We start from the raw sequence: 18,648 nt of genomic DNA on the forward strand, positions 1-18,648 counted from the left end.
CCCGGACGGTCTCACAGCTTCCCGCCCCGGCCGCCGTCCCGCCGCGGGGGCGCGATCAGCGTCGACAGGTACGGCAACGGCGACCCGTCCAGCTCGGCGGCCGGCCGCACCGACTCCTCCGGCAGCCCCAGCGCCGAACCCCACACGGCGTCCGCGAGCCGCCCGGTCTCCTTCAGCGCCTCGGCGACCTCGCCCGCCTGCCGCCCGAACTTGTACGCCACCACCGTGCCCGGCCCGGCCAGCGCCTCCTTCAGCACGGCCGCCCCGGCCGTCACCGGCACCAGGGTCAACGGCTCCGTGCCCTCCGTCAGCACCGCCCCCGACCGCGCCGCCAGATCCTGCATCGCGGTGATCCCCGGCACCGTCTCCACGACCACACCCGGCACCAGCTCCATCAGGGTCTGCGCCAGATAGGTGAACGTCGAGTACACGTTCGGGTCACCGATGGTGGCGAACGCGACGCACGCGTGCGCCTCCAGCAGCGCGGCCACCCGCCGCCCGGCCGCGTCCCAGGCAGCCTCCCGGCGCGCCCGGTCCGTCCGCTCGTTCAGCGCGAACACCACCCGGACGATCTTCTCCGCGGGCACATAGTGCGCCACGGTCGCCTCGGCCCGCCCCCGCTCCCCGGTGTCCATGACGGGCACGACGACGACATCCGCCTCCCGCAGCGCGTTGACCCCCTTGACGGTCACCAGCTCCGGGTCACCGGGACCGACTCCGACTCCGACCAGCCTGCTGCTCATGACGTCCGGCACCTCTCCACGAACCGACGGGCGACACCGGGCTCGGACGCCCAGTGCGTGTGCAGATAACTCGCGTGCACACCCCGCTGCACGAAACCTTCGACCCGCCGGACCGGGGCCGTGATCCCCCAGGCGGGAGCGGCACCGGCGCCCGGCTCCACGACCGTGCGGTGGAACTCGTGCCCCCGCAGCCGCGTCCCGGCCACCGCCAGCACGCTGTCGCCGACGGCCACGGCGTCCCGGTAGCCGAGCGTCAGCCGCTCACTCATCCGCGCGGTGGCGTCCAGCACACCGCACATCGGCTTCCCGTCCAACTCCCGGCACAGATAGAGCAGTCCGGCGCACTCGGCGGCCACGGGAGCCCCGGAGAGGGCCAGTTCGGCAACCGCCTCGCGCAGCGGTTCGTTGGCGGACAGCTCGGCGGCGTACACCTCGGGGAAACCACCGCCGACGACCAGCCCGGCGGTGCCTTCCGGGAGCCGCTCGTCCCGGAGCGGATCGAACGTGACGACCTCGGCTCCGGCCGCGGCGAGCAGTTCGGCGTGCTCGGCATAGGAGAAGGTGAAGGCGGGACCGCCGGCCACGGCGACCACCGCACGCTTCTCCGGCGCACTGACGGGCGCTTCCCAGGGCACGTCCGGCAGCGGTCCCGCACTGCTCGCCAGCCGCGACAGAGCATCGAGATCGCATCCCCGCTCGACCTGCGCCGCCATCGCCGCGACCGCGTCCACCGCGTCGCCCCGCCGCTCGGCGACCGGCACCAGCCCCAGGTGCCGGGACGGAGTGTCCACCCGGGGAACGCGCCGCAGCACACCCAGGACGGGCACCCCGGCCGAGTCCAGCGCCTCCCTGAGCAACTCCTCGTGCCGGTCTGACCCGACCTTGTTCAGGATCACGCCCCCGACCCGCACCTCCGGATCCCACGAGGCGAACCCGTGCACCAGCGCCGCCACCGACCGCGACTGCGAGGACGCGTCGACCACCAGCACCACCGGGGCCCGCAGCAGCTTGGCCACGTGCGCGGTGGACGCCAGCTCGCCCTGCCCGGCCGCCCCGTCGTACAGCCCCATCACGCCCTCGACCACGGCCAGGTCGCACCCCCGCGCCCCGTGCAGGAACAGCGGAGCGACCAGCTCCGGCCCGCACAGGTACGCGTCCAGGTTGCGCCCCGTACGCCCGGTCGCCAGGGCGTGGTACCCCGGGTCGATGTAGTCCGGCCCGACCTTGTGCGGGGACACGGCGAGCCCCCGCGCGGCGAACGCGGCCATCAGCCCCGTGGCCACGGTGGTCTTCCCGCTGCCCGACGAGGGCGCGGCGACGACCAGCCGAGGCACCGACGATGTCACCACTCGATGCCCTTCTGGCCCTTCTGCCCCACGTCCATGGGGTGCTTGACCTTGGACATGTCGGTCACGAGATCGGCGAAGTCCACCAGCTCCCGGGGCGCGTTCCGCCCGGTGATCACCACGTGCTGGGTACCGGGCCGGCCGCGCAGCACCTCGATCACCTCGGCGGTGTCCACCCACCCCCAGTGCATCGGGTACGCGAACTCGTCCAACACGTACAGCCGGTACGTCTCGGCGGCCAGGTCCCGCTTGACCTGCTCCCAGCCCTCCCGGGCCTTCTCCTCGTTGTCCATCTGGGCATCGCGCTGGACCCACGACCAGCCCTCACCCATCTTGTGCCAGGCCACCGTGCCGCCCTCACCGGAGGCACCGAGCACGCGCAACGCGTTCTCCTCGCCGACCTTCCACTTCGCCGACTTGACGAACTGGAACACCCCGATGGGCCACCCCTGGTTCCAGGCGCGCAGCGCGAGCCCGAACGCGGCGGTGGACTTGCCCTTCCCGACGCCCGTGTGCACGACGACCAGCGGACGGTTCCGCCGCTGACGCGTCGTCAGACCGTCGTCCGGTACGACGCTCGGCTGTCCCTGCGGCACTACGCGGCCCTCCTGCCCTGAATACCCTTCACCAGCCCGGCGATCGAGTCCGCCCGCAGCTCGTCCAGCGTCACCGCGGTACCGCCGAGATCGGCGGCGAGCCGCCCGGCGAGCCCGAGCCGCACCGGCCCCGACTCACAGTCCACGACCACCGAGGCGACACCCTCGGCCGCGAACAGCCCGGCGGCCCTGGACGCGAGCAGCACAGGCTCCGGACCGCCCGTGGCCCGCCCGTCCGTCACCACGACCACCAGCGCTCGCCGCGCCGGGTCCCGCAGCCGCTCCACGCGCAGCACCTCGTGCGCCTTGAGCAGCCCGGCCGCCAGCGGCGTACGGCCACCGGTCGGCAGCGACTCCAGCCGCGCGGCGGCGGCGTCCACGGAGGACGTCGGCGGCAGCGCGACCTCGGCCGCCGACCCCCGGAACGTCACCAGCCCCACCTTGTCCCGCCGCTGGTAGGCGTCCAGCAGCAACGACACCACGGCACCCTTCACGGCACTCATCCGCTGCCGCGCGGCCATCGACCCGGAGGCGTCGACCACGAAGAGAACGAGGTTGCCCTCACGCCCCTCCCGGCTCGCCTGCCGCAGATCGTCCCGGCGGATCACCAGCCCCGGTCCGGACCGCCCCCGCGCCCGCTGATACGGCGCGGCGGCCTGCACGGTGGCCGCCAGATGCAGCTTGGTCAGCGTCCCCTGCGGCCGGCGCGCCCCGGTGGTGCGCCCGTGCTCGGTCCGCGCCCGCGAGCGCCGCCCGGCGGCACCCTCCCCGATACCGGGGACGCTCAGCACCTTGGTGCGGAAGGGTTCGGTGGCCCGTACGGCCGACTGCTCGCCCGCGCCGGACGCCTGCGGCTGCCCACCCTCACCGGCCTCCGGCCGCGCGGCCTCGCCGCCGTCACCCTGCGGACCGCTGTCCGGCGCCGGCTGCCCACCGCCGCCCCCGGGGCCGTCGGGGTCCGGCTCGTCGTCGCCGTCGTCCCCGGAGTACTGCTCCAGCGTCTCGTCCAGCTTGTCCTCGTCCAGGCCCGGCGCGTCGAAGGGGTTCCGCCGCCGCCGGTGCGGCAGCGCGAGCAGCGCTGCCTGCCGCACATCCTCGGCGAGTACGTCCGTCCGCCCGGCCCACGCGGCCAGCGCGGTCGCGGTCCGCGCCATCACGATGTCGGCGCGCATGCCGTCCACCTCGAAGGCGGCGCAAGTCGCCGCGATCTGCCGCAGCGCCCCGTCGCCGAGCCGCACCTGCGGCAGCAACTCCCGCGCGGCGACGATCCGCTGCCGTACGGCGGCCTCTTCCTGCGCCCACCGGGCGGCGAAGGCGGCGGGGTCGTCGTCGTAGGCGAGGCGCCGCCGTACGACCTCCACCCGCTGGTCCGGCTCCCGCGAGGCGGCGACCTCCACGGTGAGCCCGAACCGGTCCAGCAGCTGCGGCCGCAGCTCGCCCTCTTCCGGGTTCATGGTGCCGACGAGCAGGAACTTCGCGGCATGCCGCACGGACACACCCTCGCGCTCCACGTACGAGGCACCCATCGCCGCCGCGTCCAGCAGCAGGTCGACCAGGTGGTCGTGGAGCAGGTTCACCTCGTCGACGTAGAGGATGCCCCGGTGCGCGTCGGCCAGCAGCCCCGGCTCGAAGGCCTTCACGCCCTCCGCGAGCGCCCGCTCGATGTCCAGGGCACCGACCAGCCGGTCCTCGGAGGCACCGACGGGCAGCTCGACCATCCGCGCGGGCCGCTCGGTCCCGCCACCGGCCTCGTGCGGCCCGTCCGGGCACTCAGGGTCCGGGGAGGCCGGGTCACAGGAGAACCGGCACCCGGGGACCACGGCGACCGCAGGCAACAGCGCCGACAGCGCTCGTACGGCCGTCGACTTCGCGGTGCCTTTCTCCCCGCGCACCAAGACGCCCCCGACCGCCGGTGACACGGCGTTCAGCAGCAGCGCGAGCCGCAGATCGTCCTGGCCGACAACGGCCGTGAAAGGGAACGGGGTTGTCACTGGTCGCCCTCCAAGTCGCCTTCCAGCTCCAGGTACGTGGCACGCAGCCGCTCCAGCGTGTCCGCGTCCGGCTCCGCCCACAGCCCCCGGTCCGCCGCCTCCAGCAAGCGTTCGGTGATGCCTCTCAAGGCCCACGGGTTCGAGCGCTTCATGAACTCCCGGTTCTCCGGGTCGAAGACGTACTCCGCGCTCAGCTTCTCGTACATCCAGTCGTCCACCACGCCCGCCGTGGCGTCGTACCCGAACAGGTAGTCCACGGTCGCCGCCATCTCGAAGGCGCCCTTGTACCCGTGCCGGCGCATGGCCGCCATCCACCGGGGATTGACCACCCGCGCACGGAACACCCGGTGCGTCTCCTCGCCCAGCGTCCGCGTCTTCACCTGGTCCGGCGTCGCCGAATCGCCCACGTACGCCTCGGGGTTGGCGCCCGTCAGGTGCCGGACCATGGCGACCATGCCGCCGTGGTACTGGAAGTAGTCGTCGGCGTCGACCAGGTCATGCTCACGCGTGTCGACGTTCTTCGCCGCCACCGCGATCCGCTTGAACGCCGTCTCCATGTCCCCGCGCGCCGCCCGCCCGTCGAGCCCCCGCCCGTAGGCGTAGCCGCCCCACACCGCGTACACCTCGGCGAGGTCGGCGTCGGAGCGCCAGTTGCGGGCGTCGATCAGCGGCAGCAGGCCCGCGCCGTAGGCGCCCGGCTTGGAGCCGAAGATACGGGCCGTGGCGCGCCGGCGGTCGCCGTGGTCGGCCGTGTCCTCCTCCACGTGCGCCCGCACGTAGTTGGACTCGGCCGGCTCGTCCAGCTCCGCCACCGTCCGGACCGCGTCGTCGATCAGCCCGACCACGTGCGGGAACGCGTCCCGGAAGAACCCGGAGATGCGGACCGTGACGTCGATGCGGGGCCGCCCCAGTTCGGCGAGGGGGATCACCTCGAAGCCGGTCACCCGGCGGGAGGCCTCGTCCCACACCGGGCGGCAGCCCAGCAGGGCCAGGATCTCGGCGATGTCGTCGCCCTGGGTGCGCATCGCGGAGGTGCCCCACACCGTGAGGCCCACGGACTTCGGGTACTCCCCGGTGTCGCTCAGGTACCGCTGCACCAGCGAGTCCGCGAGCGACTGCCCGACCTCCCAGCTCAGCCGGGAGGGGATGGCCTTGGGGTCGACGGAGTAGAAGTTGCGGCCCGTCGGCAGGACGTTCACCAGGCCGCGCGTCGGCGATCCGGACGGTCCGGCCGGGACGTAACCGCCGTTCAGGGCCCGGAGGATGTGCCCGATCTCGTCGGTGGTGCGTGCCAGCCGCGGCACGACCTCGTCGCACGCGAACTCCAGCACCGCGACCGCCTCGGGCAGTTCGGCACCGAGCACGCCCCGCAGGACGGCCGGGACCACCGCACGGTCCCACGCCCGGGCCTCCATGCCCTCGGCGATCCGCCGGCACAGCTGCTCCAGCAGGTCGATGGCGTCGGCGGCCGACCGGGCCGGGCCCTCCACCAGGTCCGTCAGCTCCACCGGCACCTTCACCGGGGCGCCCGGCTCGGCCAGCAACTCCTTCTCCACCAGCCCGAAGTGGGCCGCGAGCGAGGCCCGCAGGCCGGGCAGGGCGTTGGCCTGCCCGCCCCACACCTGGGAGGCGCGCAGCACCGCGAGGACGAGGTTGACGCGCGCCTCGCCGACCGGGCCGCCGCCCAGGATGTGCAGGCCGTCGCGGATCTGCACGTCCTTGATCTCGCACAGGTAGCCGTCGATGTGCATGACGAACTCGTCGAACGCGTCGTCGTCCGGCTGCTCGTCCACGTGCAGGTCGTGGTGCAGCTCGGCCGCCTTGACCAGCGTCCAGATCTGCGCGCGCACGGCCGGGGCCTTCGCCGGGTCCAGGTCGGAGACGAGCGCGTACTCGTCCAGCAGCTGCTCCAGCTTGGCCAGGTCACCGTAGGTGTCGGCGCGGGCCATCGGCGGCACCAGGTGGTCGACCACGGTGGCGTGCCCGCGCCGCTTGGCCTGGGTGCCCTCGCCGGGGTCGTTGACGATGAACGGGTAGATCAGCGGGAGTTCGCCGAGCACGGCGTCCGGGGCGCAGCCGCGCGAGAGCCCGAGGCCCTTGCCCGGCAGCCACTCCATGGTGCCGTGCTTGCCCATGTGCACGATCGCGTCGGCGCCGAAGCTGTTCTCCAGCCAGCGGTAGGCCGCCATGTAGTGGTGGGAGGGCGGCATGTCGGGGTCGTGGTAGATCGCGATCGGGTTCTCGCCGAAGCCGCGCGGCGGCTGGATCATGACGACGACGTTGCCGTACTGGAGACAGGCCAGCACGATGTCGTCGCCGTCCACGTAGAGACTGCCCGGCGGCTCGCCCCACGCCTCGGTCATGGCGTCCCGCAGCCCGGGGTCGAGCTTGTCGAACCAGGCTCGGTAGTCGGCGAGCGGCACCCGCGCGGGCGCGGCGGCCAGCTGCTCCTCGGTCAGCCACTCCACGTCGTGGCCGCCGGCCTCGATGAGCCGGTGGATCAACTCGTCGCCGCCGTCCGGGTATTCGGTCAGCGAGTAGCCGGCGTCCCGGAGCGCGTCGAGGACCCGGACGGCCGACGCGGGGGTGTCCAGGCCCACCGCGTTGCCGACCCGGGAGTGCTTGGTCGGGTAGGCGGTGAAGACGAGCGCGACCTTCTTGTCGGCGTTCGGCTTGTGCTTCAGCCGGGCGTGCCGGACGGCGATCCCGGCGACCCGGGCGGCCCGCTCGGGGTCGGCGACGTACACCGGGACCTCGTCGGGGCCCTGCTCCTTGAAGGAGAACGGGACGGTGATCAGCCGGCCGTCGAACTCGGGGATGGCGACCTGCATCGCCGCGTCCATGGGGGACAGGGCGGCGTCGGACTCCTCCCACGCGGCGCGCGAGGAGGTGAGGCACAGTCCTTGCAGGACGGGGACGTCCAGGTCGGCGAGCGCGCCGATGTCCCAGGCTTCCTCGTCGCCGCCGGCGGAGGCCTGGGAGGCGTGGGTGCCGCCGGCCGCGAGGACGGTGGCCACGAGGGCGTCGGCCCGGCCCAGCAGCTCGTACAGCGAGGGGTCGGCGCCGCGCAGCGAACCGCAGTACACGGGCAGGGCGTCGGCGCCGGCCGCCTCGATCGCCTGGCACAAGGTGTCCACGAAGGCGGTGTTGCCGCTCAGTTCGTGCGCCCGGTAGAACAGCACGCCCACGGTCGGGCGGTCGCCTCGGACCTCGTAGGCGCCGTGCACGCCGAACTCGGGCATGCGGCGCGGCTCCTCGAAGCCCTCACCGGTCAGCAGCACGGTGTCCGACAGGAACCGGGACAGCTCCAGCAGGTTCGCGGGGCCGCCCTCGACCAGGTACTTCAGCGCCTCCGCGACCACACCGGCGGGCACCGAGGACTCGGCCATCAGCTCGGCGTCCGGTACGGCCTCGCCGCCCAGCAGCACGGTCGGGATGCCGGACGCCTTCAGCGCGGCCAGCCCGTCCTCCCAGGCCCGTTTGCCGCCGAGCAGCCGTACGACGGCGAGGTCCGCGCCCTCGATCAGGGCGGGCAGCTCCTCGGCGACGTCGACCCGGGTGGGGTTGCCGATGCGGTAGCCGGCGCCGGAGGCCCGGGCCGCCAGCAGATCCGTGTCGGCGGTCGACAACAACAACACTGTGCTCATGCGGGCGCTCCCGGTGGGATGAAGGGCAGTCCTTGCGGCGCGCCGGACTCGATGAGCCGCCACAGCGCGTCCGTGTCCGCGTGCTGTTCGATCAGGTCGCCGAGCCGGTCGAGCTGTTCCTCGCGCAGCGCGGCGAAGGAGGTGTTCGGCGCGGGCACGAAGCGGCGGCCCGCGGCGGCGGCCACCTCGCGCAGGAAGGCCCGCCGGAAGCCGTCCGACTCCAGGGAGCCGTGCCAGTGGGTGCCCCAGGTCTGGCCGACGCGGCAGCCGTCCAGGAAGGGGTCGCCGCCCTCGACCGTGGCCACGCCGTGGTGGATCTCGTAGCCGTCGACCCGTTCGCCGAGGGCCTGTCCGGTGGGCCGGGTGAGGGTCTTCTCGCGGGCGAAGCGCACGCGCACGGGCAGGATGCCGAGCCCGTCGACGTGGCCGCGCCGGCTCTCGACCTCGTCCTCGATGTGCTCGCCGAGGAGCTGGAAGCCGCCGCAGATGCCGAGGACGGGGCGGTGTTCGGCGGCCCGGCGGACGAGTGCGTCCGCCAGTCCGCGCTCCCGCAGCCACTCCAGTGCCCGTACGGTGCCGCGGGTGCCCGGGATCACCACGAGGTCGGCGTCGGCCAGTTCCTCCGGGCGGTCCACGAACCGCACGACGACGCCGGGTTCGGCGGCCAGCGCGTCCACGTCGGTGAAGTTGGACATGAGAGGGATCGCGCACACGGCGACCCGGAGCACGTCCTCGCCGACCGGGGGAGTGACGGCGGACTCCCGTACGGTGCCGCGCAGGGAGACGCGCAGTCCGTCCTCCTCGTCGATGCCGAGCCCGTGCCGGAAGGGCAGCACGCCGTAGGCGCGCCGCCCGGTGAGGCCGTGGAGCATGTCCAGGCCGGGTTCGAGCAGGCTGACGTCACCGCGGAACTTGTTCACGAGGAATCCGGCGACGAGTTCCTGGTCCTCGGGCGAGAGCAGGGCGACCGTGCCGAAGAAGGACGCGAAGACGCCTCCGCGGTCGATGTCGCCGACCACCAGCACGGGCAGCCGCGCGCCCCGCGCGATGCCCATGTTGACGATGTCGGTCCGCCGCAGGTTGATCTCGGCCGGGCTGCCCGCCCCCTCGCAGATCACCGCGTCGTACGTGCCCCGCAGTTCGGCCAGGCAGTCGAGCACCGTACCCAGCAGCCGCTGCTGGCGCCCGCCGTGGTAGCCGCGCGCGCTCAGCTCGCCCACCGGCTTGCCGAGCAGCACGACCTGGCTGCTCTGCTCGCCGCCGGGCTTGAGCAGCACCGGGTTCATCAGCGCGGTCGGCTCGATCCGGCAGGCCTGGGCCTGCATCGCCTGGGCCCGGCCGATCTCCGCGCCCTCCCGGGTCACGAACGAGTTCAGGGACATGTTCTGCGCCTTGAACGGCGCCGCCTTCACGCCCTGGCGGACCAGCCACCGGCAGATCCCGGCCGTCACGACGCTCTTGCCGGCGTCCGAGGTGGTGCCGGCCACGAGGAGGCCACCGTTCACTTCCCACGTCCTTTCAGGAGTGCGCGCGCGGCGAGCGTGGTGCCGAGGGCGAGCAGGCCGACGCGGCGGGAGAGCCGTACGGCCCGGTCGATGTCGGTGATCCGGACCGGGCGTCCGGTGCCGCCGTTGAGTACGGGCCGGTGTTCGACCCGGCCGCCGTAGGAGAGCGTCCCGCCCAGCCGGACGCCGAGGGCGCCCGCGAACGCGGCCTCCACGGGGCCGGCGTTGGGGCTCGGGTGCTTGCGGGCGTCGGCCCTCCAGGCGCGCAGGGCGCCGCGCGGGTCGGGTCCGGCGACGGTGGCGAGGACGGCGGTGAGCCGGGCGCCCGGCCAGCCGGCGACGTCGTCGAGGCGGGCGGAGGCCCAGCCGTAGCGGCGGTGGCGGGGCGACTTGTGGCCCACCATGGCGTCCAGGGTGTTGACGGCGCGGAACCCGAGCAGCCCCGGCACCCCGGCCACGGCTCCCCACACCAGGGCGCCGACCACGGCGTCGGAGGTGTTCTCGGCGACCGACTCGACCACGGCCCGGGCCATCCCGTCCGCGTCCAGCGCCTGCGGGTCCCGGCCGCACAGGTGGGGCAGCCGGGCGCGGGCGGCCTCGACGTCCCCCGCCGCCAGGGCGCGCCCGATCGCGTCGGCCTCGCGGGCGAGCGAGGTGCCGCCGATGACGGCCCAGGTGGCGGCGGCGGTCAGCGCGACGGAGGCGGTACGGGAGGGGCGTACGGCGCGTGCGGCCAGCGCCCCGAGTGCGACGGAGCCACCGGCGCATACGGCGGTGTGCACGGCGCCCCAGCCGCGGTGGTCGTGCCACAACGCGCCTTCCACGGCCGTGGCCGCGCGGCCGAACGCGGCGACCGGGTGTCCGCGGCGGGGATCGCCGAGGAGCAGATCGCCGAGGACGCCGGCGGCGGCGCCGTACGCGTATGTGCGGTCGGCACCCATCGGCTCAGCCGGCCGTGGGCACAGGGGCGTTCCTGGTACGGGTCCTTCGGCAGCCGAGCATGGCGATTCATGTCCTCACTCAGGGTGTCCACGCCCTGGTTCGACGGATTCCGGCGGCGAGAGTTCCTGGCTCCCGGGGGTTCTTCCCCGGTGACAGTGGCGGGACCGCGCCGGATTCGCACCGGCTTCCTCTGCTGCCGCCGTACATGGCCCGGGCAGTCCACCACGTGTCCGGAAGGGCCGTCAACTTGCCTTTGACCTGGGGTGCCCGACTGTGCTGAGGCCCACATCGCCGGGGCACCGGGCGGACACGCGTCCGCCCCGCGGCCGGGCTGGTGGGCCGGCCGCGGGGCGTGGGCGGGGATCAGGGGCGGGCGGTCAGGGGCGGGCGGTCAGCCCTTGCCCACGATCAGGTAGATGCCGTAGGCCACGGCCGCCGCGCAGGCCGCGAAGCAGACGTACGCGCCGGTGACGGCGAGCGCGGCGGAGCCGCCCTGGGCCGTGGCCCGCTCGCGGCGGGACAGCCCGTTGATGCCGAGGGTGAACAGGGCCACCAGGCCCACCGTGAACGCGACGCTGACACCCAGAACGGAGCCGAGGGCCGCCCAGTCGATCTTCATGGGGATGCTTCCTTCAGTAACCGTGCGGGCGGGTCAGACCGTGGCGGCCGGCGGGGCGGCGGGGGCCGGTTCGGCGGCCGGGGCGGGGATCGTGGCCGTCAGACCGGCGGTTGTCAGACCGGCGGTTGTCAGATCGGCGGTCGTCAGGCCGGCGGTCGTCAGTTCCCCGGCGGCCGGGACCGTCAGGCCGTCGGCGACCGGCCCGGCGGGCGGCGGGGCCACCGCGGCGATGGCGGCCGTGACGACACCGGCCGGCTCGCCGGTCTCCTCGACCACGTTGGTGTGGTCGACGACCTCGCGGCGGGAGATCTTCCAGATCGCGGCGCTCGCGGCGACCAGGAAGACGGCGACGGCGGCGGTGCCCCCGTCACCGAGGCCGGTGACGGCCTCGGCACCCGCGCCGACCAGGGCGGCGGCCGGCAGGGTGAGCACCCAGGCGACGGCCATGCGGGTCGCGGTGGACCAGCGGACCACGCCGCCCTTGCGGCCGAGGCCCGCGCCCATCACCGAGCCGGAGACGACATGGGTGGTGGAGAGGGAGAAGCCGAGGTGGGAGGAGGCCAGGATGGCGGTCGCGGCGCCGGTCTGGGCGGCGAAGCCCTGGCGCGGCTCCAGGTCGGTCAGGCCCTTGCCCATGGTGCGGATGATGCGCCAGCCGCCGATGTAGGTGCCGAGCGCGATGGCCAGGCCGGCGGAGAGGATCACCCAGGTGGGAGGGTTGGAGCCGGGGGCGAGGGAGCCGCCCGCGATCAGCGCGAGGGTGATGATGCCCATCGTCTTCTGGGCGTCGTTGGTGCCGTGCGCGAGGGAGACGAGGCCGGCGGAGGCGATCTGGCCGACGCGGTAGCCCTTGCGCGTGGAGTCGTTGTCGCCGGTGCCGCCGACGCCGTAGGAGAGCCGGGTGGCCAGGAACGCGGCGAGGCCCGCCACGACCGGCGCGGCGACGGCCGGCAGCAGCACCTTGGTGACCAGGACGCCGCCGTGGACGGCGTCGAAGCCGGCGGAGGCGACGGTGGCGCCGACCAGGCCGCCCATCAGCGCGTGCGAGGAACTGGAGGGCAGGCCCACCAGCCACGTCAGCAGGTTCCAGAGGATCGCGCCGACCAGGGCGGCGAAGATGACCTCGGGACGGATGCCGGTCTCGTCGACGAGACCCTTGGAGATCGTGTTCGCGACCTCCACGGAGAGGAAGGCGCCCACAAGATTGAGGGCGGCGGACATGGTCACCGCGATCTTGGGCTTCAGGGCGCCTGTGGAGATGGTGGTGGCCATCGCGTTCGCGGTGTCGTGGAAACCGTTCGTGAAATCGAACGCGAGTGCGGTTACCACCACAATCGCGAGGATCAGCGAGAAGCTTTCCATTTACCCAGGCAATCGTTCGAGGTCGTTGGCTGGATGAACGTAGGCAACCTGAGTGAACGGAAGATGAACTGAGACGGGCATGGTGGTGTCGGTAACGCCATGCCCGCGTCTGGTTCCGCCCCGGCGTGCCGGGCGCCCCTTGGCTACCGGGCCCGCGCGAAGATCCGCAGCCGGTCCAGGGTGCCGTTGAAGAGATCCTGGTCACCCGGCAGCGCGCCCTTCACGCGGTACTGCCAGAACGTCCAGTACCGCCAGCCGCCGGGCAGCGCCCCCGGCCGGGCGGTGCCGTGCCGGGCGATCCACAGCGGGTGGTCCTTGGAGAAGGCGCGGCTGTTGCCGGTGCACAGCTTCCACCACTGGGTCGTCGTGTAGATCACGGGGCGGCGGCCCGTCCGGCGCCGGGTCTCGTCGCTGAACGAACGGATCCAGGCGACCATGCCCTTCTTGCTCAGCCCGTAGCACTTGCGCTTCGCGTTGTACGGGTTGTACTCGATGTCGAGCGCCGGCGGCAGCGTCCAGCCGTCCGCCCGCCAGCCGCCGTTGTGCCGCGCGAAGTGGGCGGCCTGCTTGGCGCCGGAGGACCGGTCCGGGAGGGCGAAGTGGTACGCGCCCCGGATCAGCCCCGCCTTGCGGGCGCCGGAGTACTGGCCGGCGAAGTAGGGGTTGCGGTAGCCGGTGGACTCGGTCGCCTTGACGTAGACGAACCGCGCGCCCTTCTTCCGCGCGTCCGGCCAGTTCACCTTCCGCTGGTGCGACGACACGTCGTGGCCCTTGGGCGGCTTGGCCGCGGCGGTCGCGGGACCGGTGAGGGCGAGGACCGCCGACACGGCCGCCGCGAGGACGCTCGCGCGGCGGCGGGCAAGGGTGGGTACACGGGCCATGCGACTCCCCCGGGGGTGGCGGACGACGGGCGCGCCGGGCCTCGGGGGCGGCGGCGGCCGTGGGGCGGGCAGGAAGCAGTCATTCAAGGTCCGCCGCTCACGGAATCGAGGGCGATTTCAGGCGTTTCACCCCTGAATCCGCCCATTTAGCGCACGGTTTCCGGTCCGGAAACACCGGGCCCGCCCGCTCCCCGCCCCGCCCGCCCGGTGGCAGGATCACCGCATGGCTGAACCGCGACGCGACGGAGACGGTGGGATGCCCCAGGCGGGGGAGGACGTGCGGCGGCTCTGGGCGGAGCTGGTCGCCACGGCCCGGCGGACCGTCGCCGACGGGCTGGTGGTCGGCACCTCCGGCAACGTCTCCGCCCGCCTCGGCGACCTCGTGCTGGTCACCCCGTCCGGAGTCCCCTACGACCGGCTCACCCCCGACGACGTCACCGGCGTCGACCTCACCGGCCGCCAGGTGCTCGGCGCGCTCGTACCGACCAGCGAGCTGCCCATGCACCTCGCCGTCTACCGCACCACCGACGCCCGCGCGGTCGTCCACACCCACGCCGTGCACGCCACCGCGGTCTCCACGCTCGTCACCGAGCTGCCGCTGGTCCACTACATGGCCGCCGCCCTCGGCGGACCCGTACGGGTCGCCCCCTACGCCGCCTACGGCACCGACGAGCTGGCCGGGAACATGCTCCGCGCCCTCGCCGGCCGCTCCGGCTGCCTGCTGCGGAACCACGGCACGGTCACCTACGGCGCCGGCCTCGACCAGGCCTACGACCGCACCGCCCAGCTCGAGTGGATGTGCCGGCTGTGGCTGACGGCGTCCTCGGTGCCGGGCCTGAGCCCGTCCCTGCTCACCGAGGCACAACTGGCGGAGGCCGGGGAACGCTTGAAGGGGTACGGCCAACGGAGGTGACCCCTTTTGCCGAACACCAGCCCGCCCGACCGCGCCCGCCCGACCCCGCTCCACGGAGCCCTGCCGGCCCTGCGCGCCGCGTACGACCGAGCCGTGCCGGCCGCACTGGCACTGCTCCGCCGGATCCGGCCGGCTCCGCACCCCGCAGGCCCCCGGCCCGCCCCGCTCACCTCACTCCACCGCGCCCGCACGGCCCGGCCCGTCCCGGCGCGCCCCGGGGATGCCCGGTCGTGGCTCGCCGGTGTCCGGCCTCCGCGCCCGTCCCGCCCGGGCTCCGCGCCCCGCTCCTCTCCGGCCCTGCCCGCCGTGCTCGGCCGGGCTCTCGCGGCCTGGCCCGTCCCGGCGCGCCCCGAGGGTGCCCGGTCGTGGCTCGCCGGTGTCCGGCCTCCGCGCCCGTCCCGCCCGGGCTCCGCGCCCCGCTCCTCTCCGGCCCTGCCCGCCGTGCTCGGCCGGGCTCTCGCGGCCTGGCCCGTCCCGGCGCGCCCCGGGGATACCCGGTCGTGGCTCGCCGGTGTCCGGCCTCCGCGCCCGTCCCGCCCGGGCTCCGCGCCCCGTTCCTCTCCGGCCCTGCCCGCCGTGCTCGGCCGGGCTCTCGCGGCCCGGCCCGCCCCGGCGCACCGCGAGGGCGCCCCGCCCTGGTACGCCGGGGCCTGGCCCTGGCGCGGCGGCGTCCGGAGCGCGCCGCAGCGCCCGGCCCTCCGGAGGCCCGCGCCCCGCCCCTCTCCCGTCCCGCCCTCCTCACCCCACCCCGCTCCTCCGCTGGCCGCCGTGCGCCGCCCCCGTGACACTGGAACCGTGCGTACCGTCTCAGCGACCGCCAGTGCGGTCACCGCCGTCCTGGCCGCCGGCACGGCTTCCGTGGTCGCCGGCCGGCTCGCCAGCGCCGCCGCGCTGAAGGCGCCCGCGGGCCGCCCGCTGCCCACCGAGCCGCGGCTCACCGTGCACGACGCCGCCGCCGGCCGGATCACGCTCACCCGCGACCTGGCCACCCTGCGCCCCGGCGTCTACGGCCTGGCCGGCGACGGCTCGCACGCGGTCGTCGGCCCCGTCCTGGAGGACACCCCGCACTCCGCCGACGCCGTCGTACGGCGCCTGGAACGCGTCACCCACGGCACCCTCACGGCCGGCGACGCGGCCTGGCTGACCCCTAACCTGTACGTCGGCAACCCCCGCACCGCCCTTGGCCTGGACCACACCGACGTCGAGGTGCCCGGCGAACTCGGCTCCCTGCCCGCCTGGTTCGTCCCCGGCGACCGGGACACCTGGGTGATCGCCGTACACGGCCTCGGCACCACCCGGGAGCACGCCCTCAACCTGATGGGCTTCCTGCACGCCCGCCGGCTGCCCGTCCTCGCCCTCGCCTACCGCGGCGACCCCGGCGCCCCCCGTCCGCCGGACCGGCTGAACCACCTCGGCGAGACGGAGTGGCGGGACGTGGAGGCGGCGATCCGCCACGCCGTCCGGCACGGCGCCCGCCGGGTCGTCCTCCTCGGCTGGTCCACCGGCGCCACCATGGCCCTGCGCGCCGCCGAGCACTCCCAGGTCCGCGACCGCGTCGCCGGGCTGATCCTCGACTCCCCGGTCCTCAGCTGGCAGGCCACGCTCCGCGCGCTGGCCCGGGCCCGGCACACCCCCGAACCGCTGCTACCGCTCGCGGTGCGGGCCGCGCAGGGCCGGGCCGGACTGCACCCCGACGGACTCGCCGGGCCCGCCGGCGACGACCGGCTCGACGTGCCCACGCTGCTCGTCCACGGCCCGGGCGACCGGGTCGCCCCCTGGGAGCACTCCCGCCGGCTCGCCCGGCGCCGGCCCGAGCTGGTCACCCTGCACCCCGTCCCGGACGCCCCGCACGCGGCCATGTGGAACGCGGACCCCGAGGAGTACGAGGAACGGTTGCGCAGGTTCCTCACCCCGCTGCTGTGACCCCCCGGCGTCCGGACCCGCGCACGCCGGTGGCGGACATTCCGGTTACGGCCGTGGCACCGGTCCGGCCACGGCCGTACGACTGGCTCGATCCCGTCCACCACGCCCGTTGCGGCCCCCGTGCGTTGGCCAGCCCCGTAGCCCGCCGTGACATTCCGTTTGGGTTTTCGGACCGTCAACCGGAAGACTGCACCCGTGACGTCCCGTATCCCGCGCGACTCCAGGCTCCGACTCGTCCGACCTCGGCCCCTGGCCGCCGCCCCCAGAGCTGTGAACCAGCGGCGCCCCCGCCGCGCCGCGCCCAGGCCGCCCGAGGGTACGCCCGCCCCCGCCGAACTGGCCGGAATGGCCCGTACCGGTCTGGCCGGCGCGGTCCGCGTCGCCCGCTGGGCCGACGCCGCGCTCGGCCCCGGCCGGCACGGTGCCACCGCCGACGGCAAGGCCACCCTCTCCGACGCCACCGCCGAACGCGCCGCCGCCGACCTCGGCCTGAGCGCCGCCCAGGTCCGGGCCGACTGGGACACCGCCCGCCTCGCCGGACTCGTCGAGGTGCACGGCGACAGCGCCCGGCCCGGCTGGCGGCTGCGCGCCTGGGACCGCGACGACAGTGCCGTCCTGCGCGGCTGGGTCGCCCTCTTCGACGCCTGGTCGCTCGCCTCCCCGGAACCCGAGGGGCACGAGCCGGCCGCCGTCGCCGAGGTCGTCTCCGCCATGCCCCAGGTGCTCTCCTTCCTCCAGCTGTCGGCCGGCCCGGTCCCGGTCGAGCAGCTGCTCGACCTGCTCCAGCAGCGGGTCACCGAGCTGCGCACCGAACGCTGCGAGGTCGCCTACGAACCCGGCACCGGACGGCCCGCCGGATCCCCGGCCCCGGCGGCCGCCGCACCCGCCGCCGACGCCGCGCTCGCCCCGCTGCTCGACTGGGCGCTGCGGGCCCTCGCCTCGGTCGGCGCCCTCACCTACGGCGGCGGCCAGGCCACCCTCACCCCGCTGGGCAGCTGGGCGGTGTGGGTCAAGCTGGAACAGATCTGCGTGGCCGCGCAGAGCCCCGCCGGCAACATCGAGCAGTCCGCCGAGGACATGCTGCGCGGCTGTGCCCAGCTGCGCCCCAACGCGGCCCGTGCCGAGTACCGCGCCTGGCTCGCCGCCCGCCCCGTCGGCGGTGCCGTCACCGAGCTGATCGACGCCGCCCGCGGCGACGACGCGCTGCTGCGCGGCCTGGCCTTCGAGGCGCTGCGCGTCGTCGGCGCGCCGGCCGAGCCCGACGTACGGGCCGTGGTGGACGAGCCGGCGCTGCGGCCGTACGCCCTGCTGTGGCTCGCCGAGCACGACGGTGTCGACCCGGAGGACGCCCACGAGGTGCTCACCCGGGAGGAGGCCACCTGGCTGTGGGTGGACACCGCCGCCGCCGTCGCCGACCACGGTGAGGCGCCGATGCTGGTGAGGCACCTGGAGTCCGCGGTGCAGCCCACCGTGCCCCAGCTGCTCGAAGAGGTCCGCGCCGTCGGCCACCCGCGCACCGTGCAGGTGCTGGTCGCGCTCGCCGCCGCGCACCCGGACCCGGCCCTGGCCAAGGCCGTGCGCCGGGCCGCGTTCCAGGTGCACACCGGGGGCTGAGCGGGGCCGGGGCGGCTCAGACCCCGGTCTCCGGGGCGTACGTCCCGAAGCTCCACAGGTTCCCCCCGGCGTCCCGGGCCAGGTACTCCCGCGCGCCGTAGTCCTGGTCCGCCGGGGGCATCACGATCTCCACCCCGTGCGCCGCGGCCCGTTCGTGGTGGGCGTCCACGTCGTCCACCACGACGTACACGGCGGCGGGGCCCGCGTGTTCCAGGGCGGTGTCGAGGGGGCCGCCGCGGCCCGACGAGCCGATCATCACCACCCCGCCGGCCTGAGCCAGCTCGGCGTGCAGGACCGTGCCGTCCGCCGTCTCGTACACCGACAGCTCGGTGAAGCCCAGGCCCTCGGTGAGCTGCCTGATCGCCGCCTTCGCGTCCGCGTACAGCAGCGTGGGGCAGATGCCCGGCCGTCCGCCGCCCGTGCCCGCCATGCCGACCACTCCCTCGCCCACCGGTCCGCCCGTACTTCGGCGGTCGTCGCACCGCACGCGTCTTCGCTTCCCATCACGCACGACACCCGAAACCGACACATCCGCCCCGTTCGTCACCCGGCCAAGCGCCCCACAC

Annotated in this window: 14 protein-coding genes and 1 riboswitch; of the genes, 3 read left to right on the forward strand and 11 right to left on the reverse strand. The window is 74.7% G+C overall.

The annotated features are described in order from the left end of the window. Nucleotides 1-11: 11 nt before the first annotated feature. The 10 genes from cobI to AB0E62_RS25570 all read right to left on the reverse strand — a co-directional run bounded on the left by cobI (nucleotide 12) and on the right by AB0E62_RS25570 (nucleotide 13,632). Nucleotides 12-743: a precorrin-2 C(20)-methyltransferase gene (cobI, locus tag AB0E62_RS25525; protein WP_362198159.1), complete on the reverse strand. Its 732-nt coding sequence runs from the start codon at nucleotides 741-743 to the stop codon at nucleotides 12-14. Then, entirely contained in the window at nucleotides 740-2,089 is a 1,350-nt protein-coding gene (locus AB0E62_RS25530; protein WP_362198161.1) for a cobyrinate a,c-diamide synthase, read from the reverse strand. The genes cobI and AB0E62_RS25530 overlap by 4 nt, the downstream gene beginning before the upstream one ends. Then, the gene (gene cobO, locus AB0E62_RS25535) at nucleotides 2,086-2,685 is read right to left on the reverse strand and encodes a cob(I)yrinic acid a,c-diamide adenosyltransferase (RefSeq protein ID WP_362198164.1); all 600 of its coding nucleotides are present in this window, start codon (nucleotides 2,683-2,685) and stop codon (nucleotides 2,086-2,088) included. Before cobO ends, AB0E62_RS25530 begins: the two co-directional genes overlap by 4 nt. Beyond that, nucleotides 2,685-4,676 carry a putative cobaltochelatase gene (locus AB0E62_RS25540; RefSeq protein WP_362198167.1) on the reverse strand — a complete coding sequence of 664 codons (1,992 nt, stop codon included), beginning with the start codon at nucleotides 4,674-4,676 and terminating at the stop codon, nucleotides 2,685-2,687. The genes cobO and AB0E62_RS25540 overlap by 1 nt, the downstream gene beginning before the upstream one ends. Beyond that, nucleotides 4,673-8,323 carry a cobaltochelatase subunit CobN gene (gene cobN, locus AB0E62_RS25545; protein ID WP_362198170.1) on the reverse strand — a complete coding sequence of 1,217 codons (3,651 nt, stop codon included), beginning with the start codon at nucleotides 8,321-8,323 and terminating at the stop codon, nucleotides 4,673-4,675. Before cobN ends, AB0E62_RS25540 begins: the two co-directional genes overlap by 4 nt. Beyond that, a complete protein-coding gene (locus AB0E62_RS25550) occupies nucleotides 8,320-9,828 on the reverse strand; it encodes a cobyric acid synthase (RefSeq protein WP_362198173.1) in 1,509 nt (502 codons plus the stop codon). The genes cobN and AB0E62_RS25550 overlap by 4 nt, the downstream gene beginning before the upstream one ends. Next, the gene (locus AB0E62_RS25555; protein ID WP_362198176.1) at nucleotides 9,825-10,769 is read right to left on the reverse strand and encodes a cobalamin biosynthesis protein; all 945 of its coding nucleotides are present in this window, start codon (nucleotides 10,767-10,769) and stop codon (nucleotides 9,825-9,827) included. The genes AB0E62_RS25550 and AB0E62_RS25555 overlap by 4 nt, the downstream gene beginning before the upstream one ends. 97 nt (nucleotides 10,770-10,866) lie before the next feature. Beyond that, nucleotides 10,867-11,009, reverse strand: a riboswitch (cobalamin riboswitch). 152 nt (nucleotides 11,010-11,161) lie between these two features. Next, complete coding sequence (locus tag AB0E62_RS25560) at nucleotides 11,162-11,389, reverse strand: hypothetical protein (RefSeq protein WP_362198179.1); 228 nt, start codon at nucleotides 11,387-11,389, stop codon at nucleotides 11,162-11,164. Nucleotides 11,390-11,422: 33 nt separating this feature from the next. Continuing rightward, complete coding sequence (locus tag AB0E62_RS25565; RefSeq protein ID WP_362198182.1) at nucleotides 11,423-12,751, reverse strand: inorganic phosphate transporter; 1,329 nt, start codon at nucleotides 12,749-12,751, stop codon at nucleotides 11,423-11,425. Between the two features lie 143 nt (nucleotides 12,752-12,894). Continuing rightward, the gene (locus AB0E62_RS25570) at nucleotides 12,895-13,632 is read right to left on the reverse strand and encodes a lysozyme (protein ID WP_362198185.1); all 738 of its coding nucleotides are present in this window, start codon (nucleotides 13,630-13,632) and stop codon (nucleotides 12,895-12,897) included. Between the two features lie 256 nt (nucleotides 13,633-13,888). Between AB0E62_RS25570 and AB0E62_RS25575 the strand changes: the two genes are divergently transcribed. The 3 genes from AB0E62_RS25575 (at nucleotide 13,889) to AB0E62_RS25585 (ending at nucleotide 18,082) form a co-directional block, all read left to right on the forward strand. Next, nucleotides 13,889-14,545: a class II aldolase/adducin family protein gene (locus AB0E62_RS25575; RefSeq protein WP_362198250.1), complete on the forward strand. Its 657-nt coding sequence runs from the start codon at nucleotides 13,889-13,891 to the stop codon at nucleotides 14,543-14,545. A gap of 795 nt (nucleotides 14,546-15,340) precedes the next feature. Continuing rightward, complete coding sequence (locus AB0E62_RS25580; RefSeq protein WP_362198188.1) at nucleotides 15,341-16,468, forward strand: alpha/beta fold hydrolase; 1,128 nt, start codon at nucleotides 15,341-15,343, stop codon at nucleotides 16,466-16,468. Between the two features lie 345 nt (nucleotides 16,469-16,813). Beyond that, nucleotides 16,814-18,082 (forward strand): hypothetical protein, encoded by a 1,269-nt coding sequence (locus AB0E62_RS25585; protein WP_362198191.1) that lies wholly within the window; start codon nucleotides 16,814-16,816, stop codon nucleotides 18,080-18,082. Nucleotides 18,083-18,098: 16 nt separating this feature from the next. Here AB0E62_RS25585 and AB0E62_RS25590 read toward each other — a convergent pair whose 3' ends face one another. Continuing rightward, nucleotides 18,099-18,512, reverse strand: coding sequence for a VOC family protein (locus AB0E62_RS25590; RefSeq protein ID WP_362198194.1), 414 nt, complete (start codon nucleotides 18,510-18,512; stop codon nucleotides 18,099-18,101). Between the last annotated feature and the right edge of the window lie 136 nt (nucleotides 18,513-18,648).

Source organism: Streptomyces sp. NPDC038707, assembly GCF_040636485.1.
Classification (GTDB): domain Bacteria; phylum Actinomycetota; class Actinomycetes; order Streptomycetales; family Streptomycetaceae; genus Streptomyces.

Coding starts and splice junctions, on each gene's coding strand:
- cobI (WP_362198159.1), bottom strand. CDS start 743: ATGAGCAGCAGGCTGGTCGGAGTCGGAGTCGGTCCCGGTGACCCGGAG.
- cobN (WP_362198170.1), bottom strand. CDS start 8,323: ATGAGCACAGTGTTGTTGTTGTCGACCGCCGACACGGATCTGCTGGCG.
- AB0E62_RS25555 (WP_362198176.1), bottom strand. CDS start 10,769: ATGGGTGCCGACCGCACATACGCGTACGGCGCCGCCGCCGGCGTCCTC.
- AB0E62_RS25560 (WP_362198179.1), bottom strand. CDS start 11,389: ATGAAGATCGACTGGGCGGCCCTCGGCTCCGTTCTGGGTGTCAGCGTC.
- AB0E62_RS25565 (WP_362198182.1), bottom strand. CDS start 12,751: ATGGAAAGCTTCTCGCTGATCCTCGCGATTGTGGTGGTAACCGCACTC.
- AB0E62_RS25570 (WP_362198185.1), bottom strand. CDS start 13,632: ATGGCCCGTGTACCCACCCTTGCCCGCCGCCGCGCGAGCGTCCTCGCG.
- AB0E62_RS25575 (WP_362198250.1), top strand. CDS start 13,889: ATGCCCCAGGCGGGGGAGGACGTGCGGCGGCTCTGGGCGGAGCTGGTC.
- AB0E62_RS25585 (WP_362198191.1), top strand. CDS start 16,814: ATGGCCCGTACCGGTCTGGCCGGCGCGGTCCGCGTCGCCCGCTGGGCC.
- AB0E62_RS25590 (WP_362198194.1), bottom strand. CDS start 18,512: ATGGCGGGCACGGGCGGCGGACGGCCGGGCATCTGCCCCACGCTGCTG.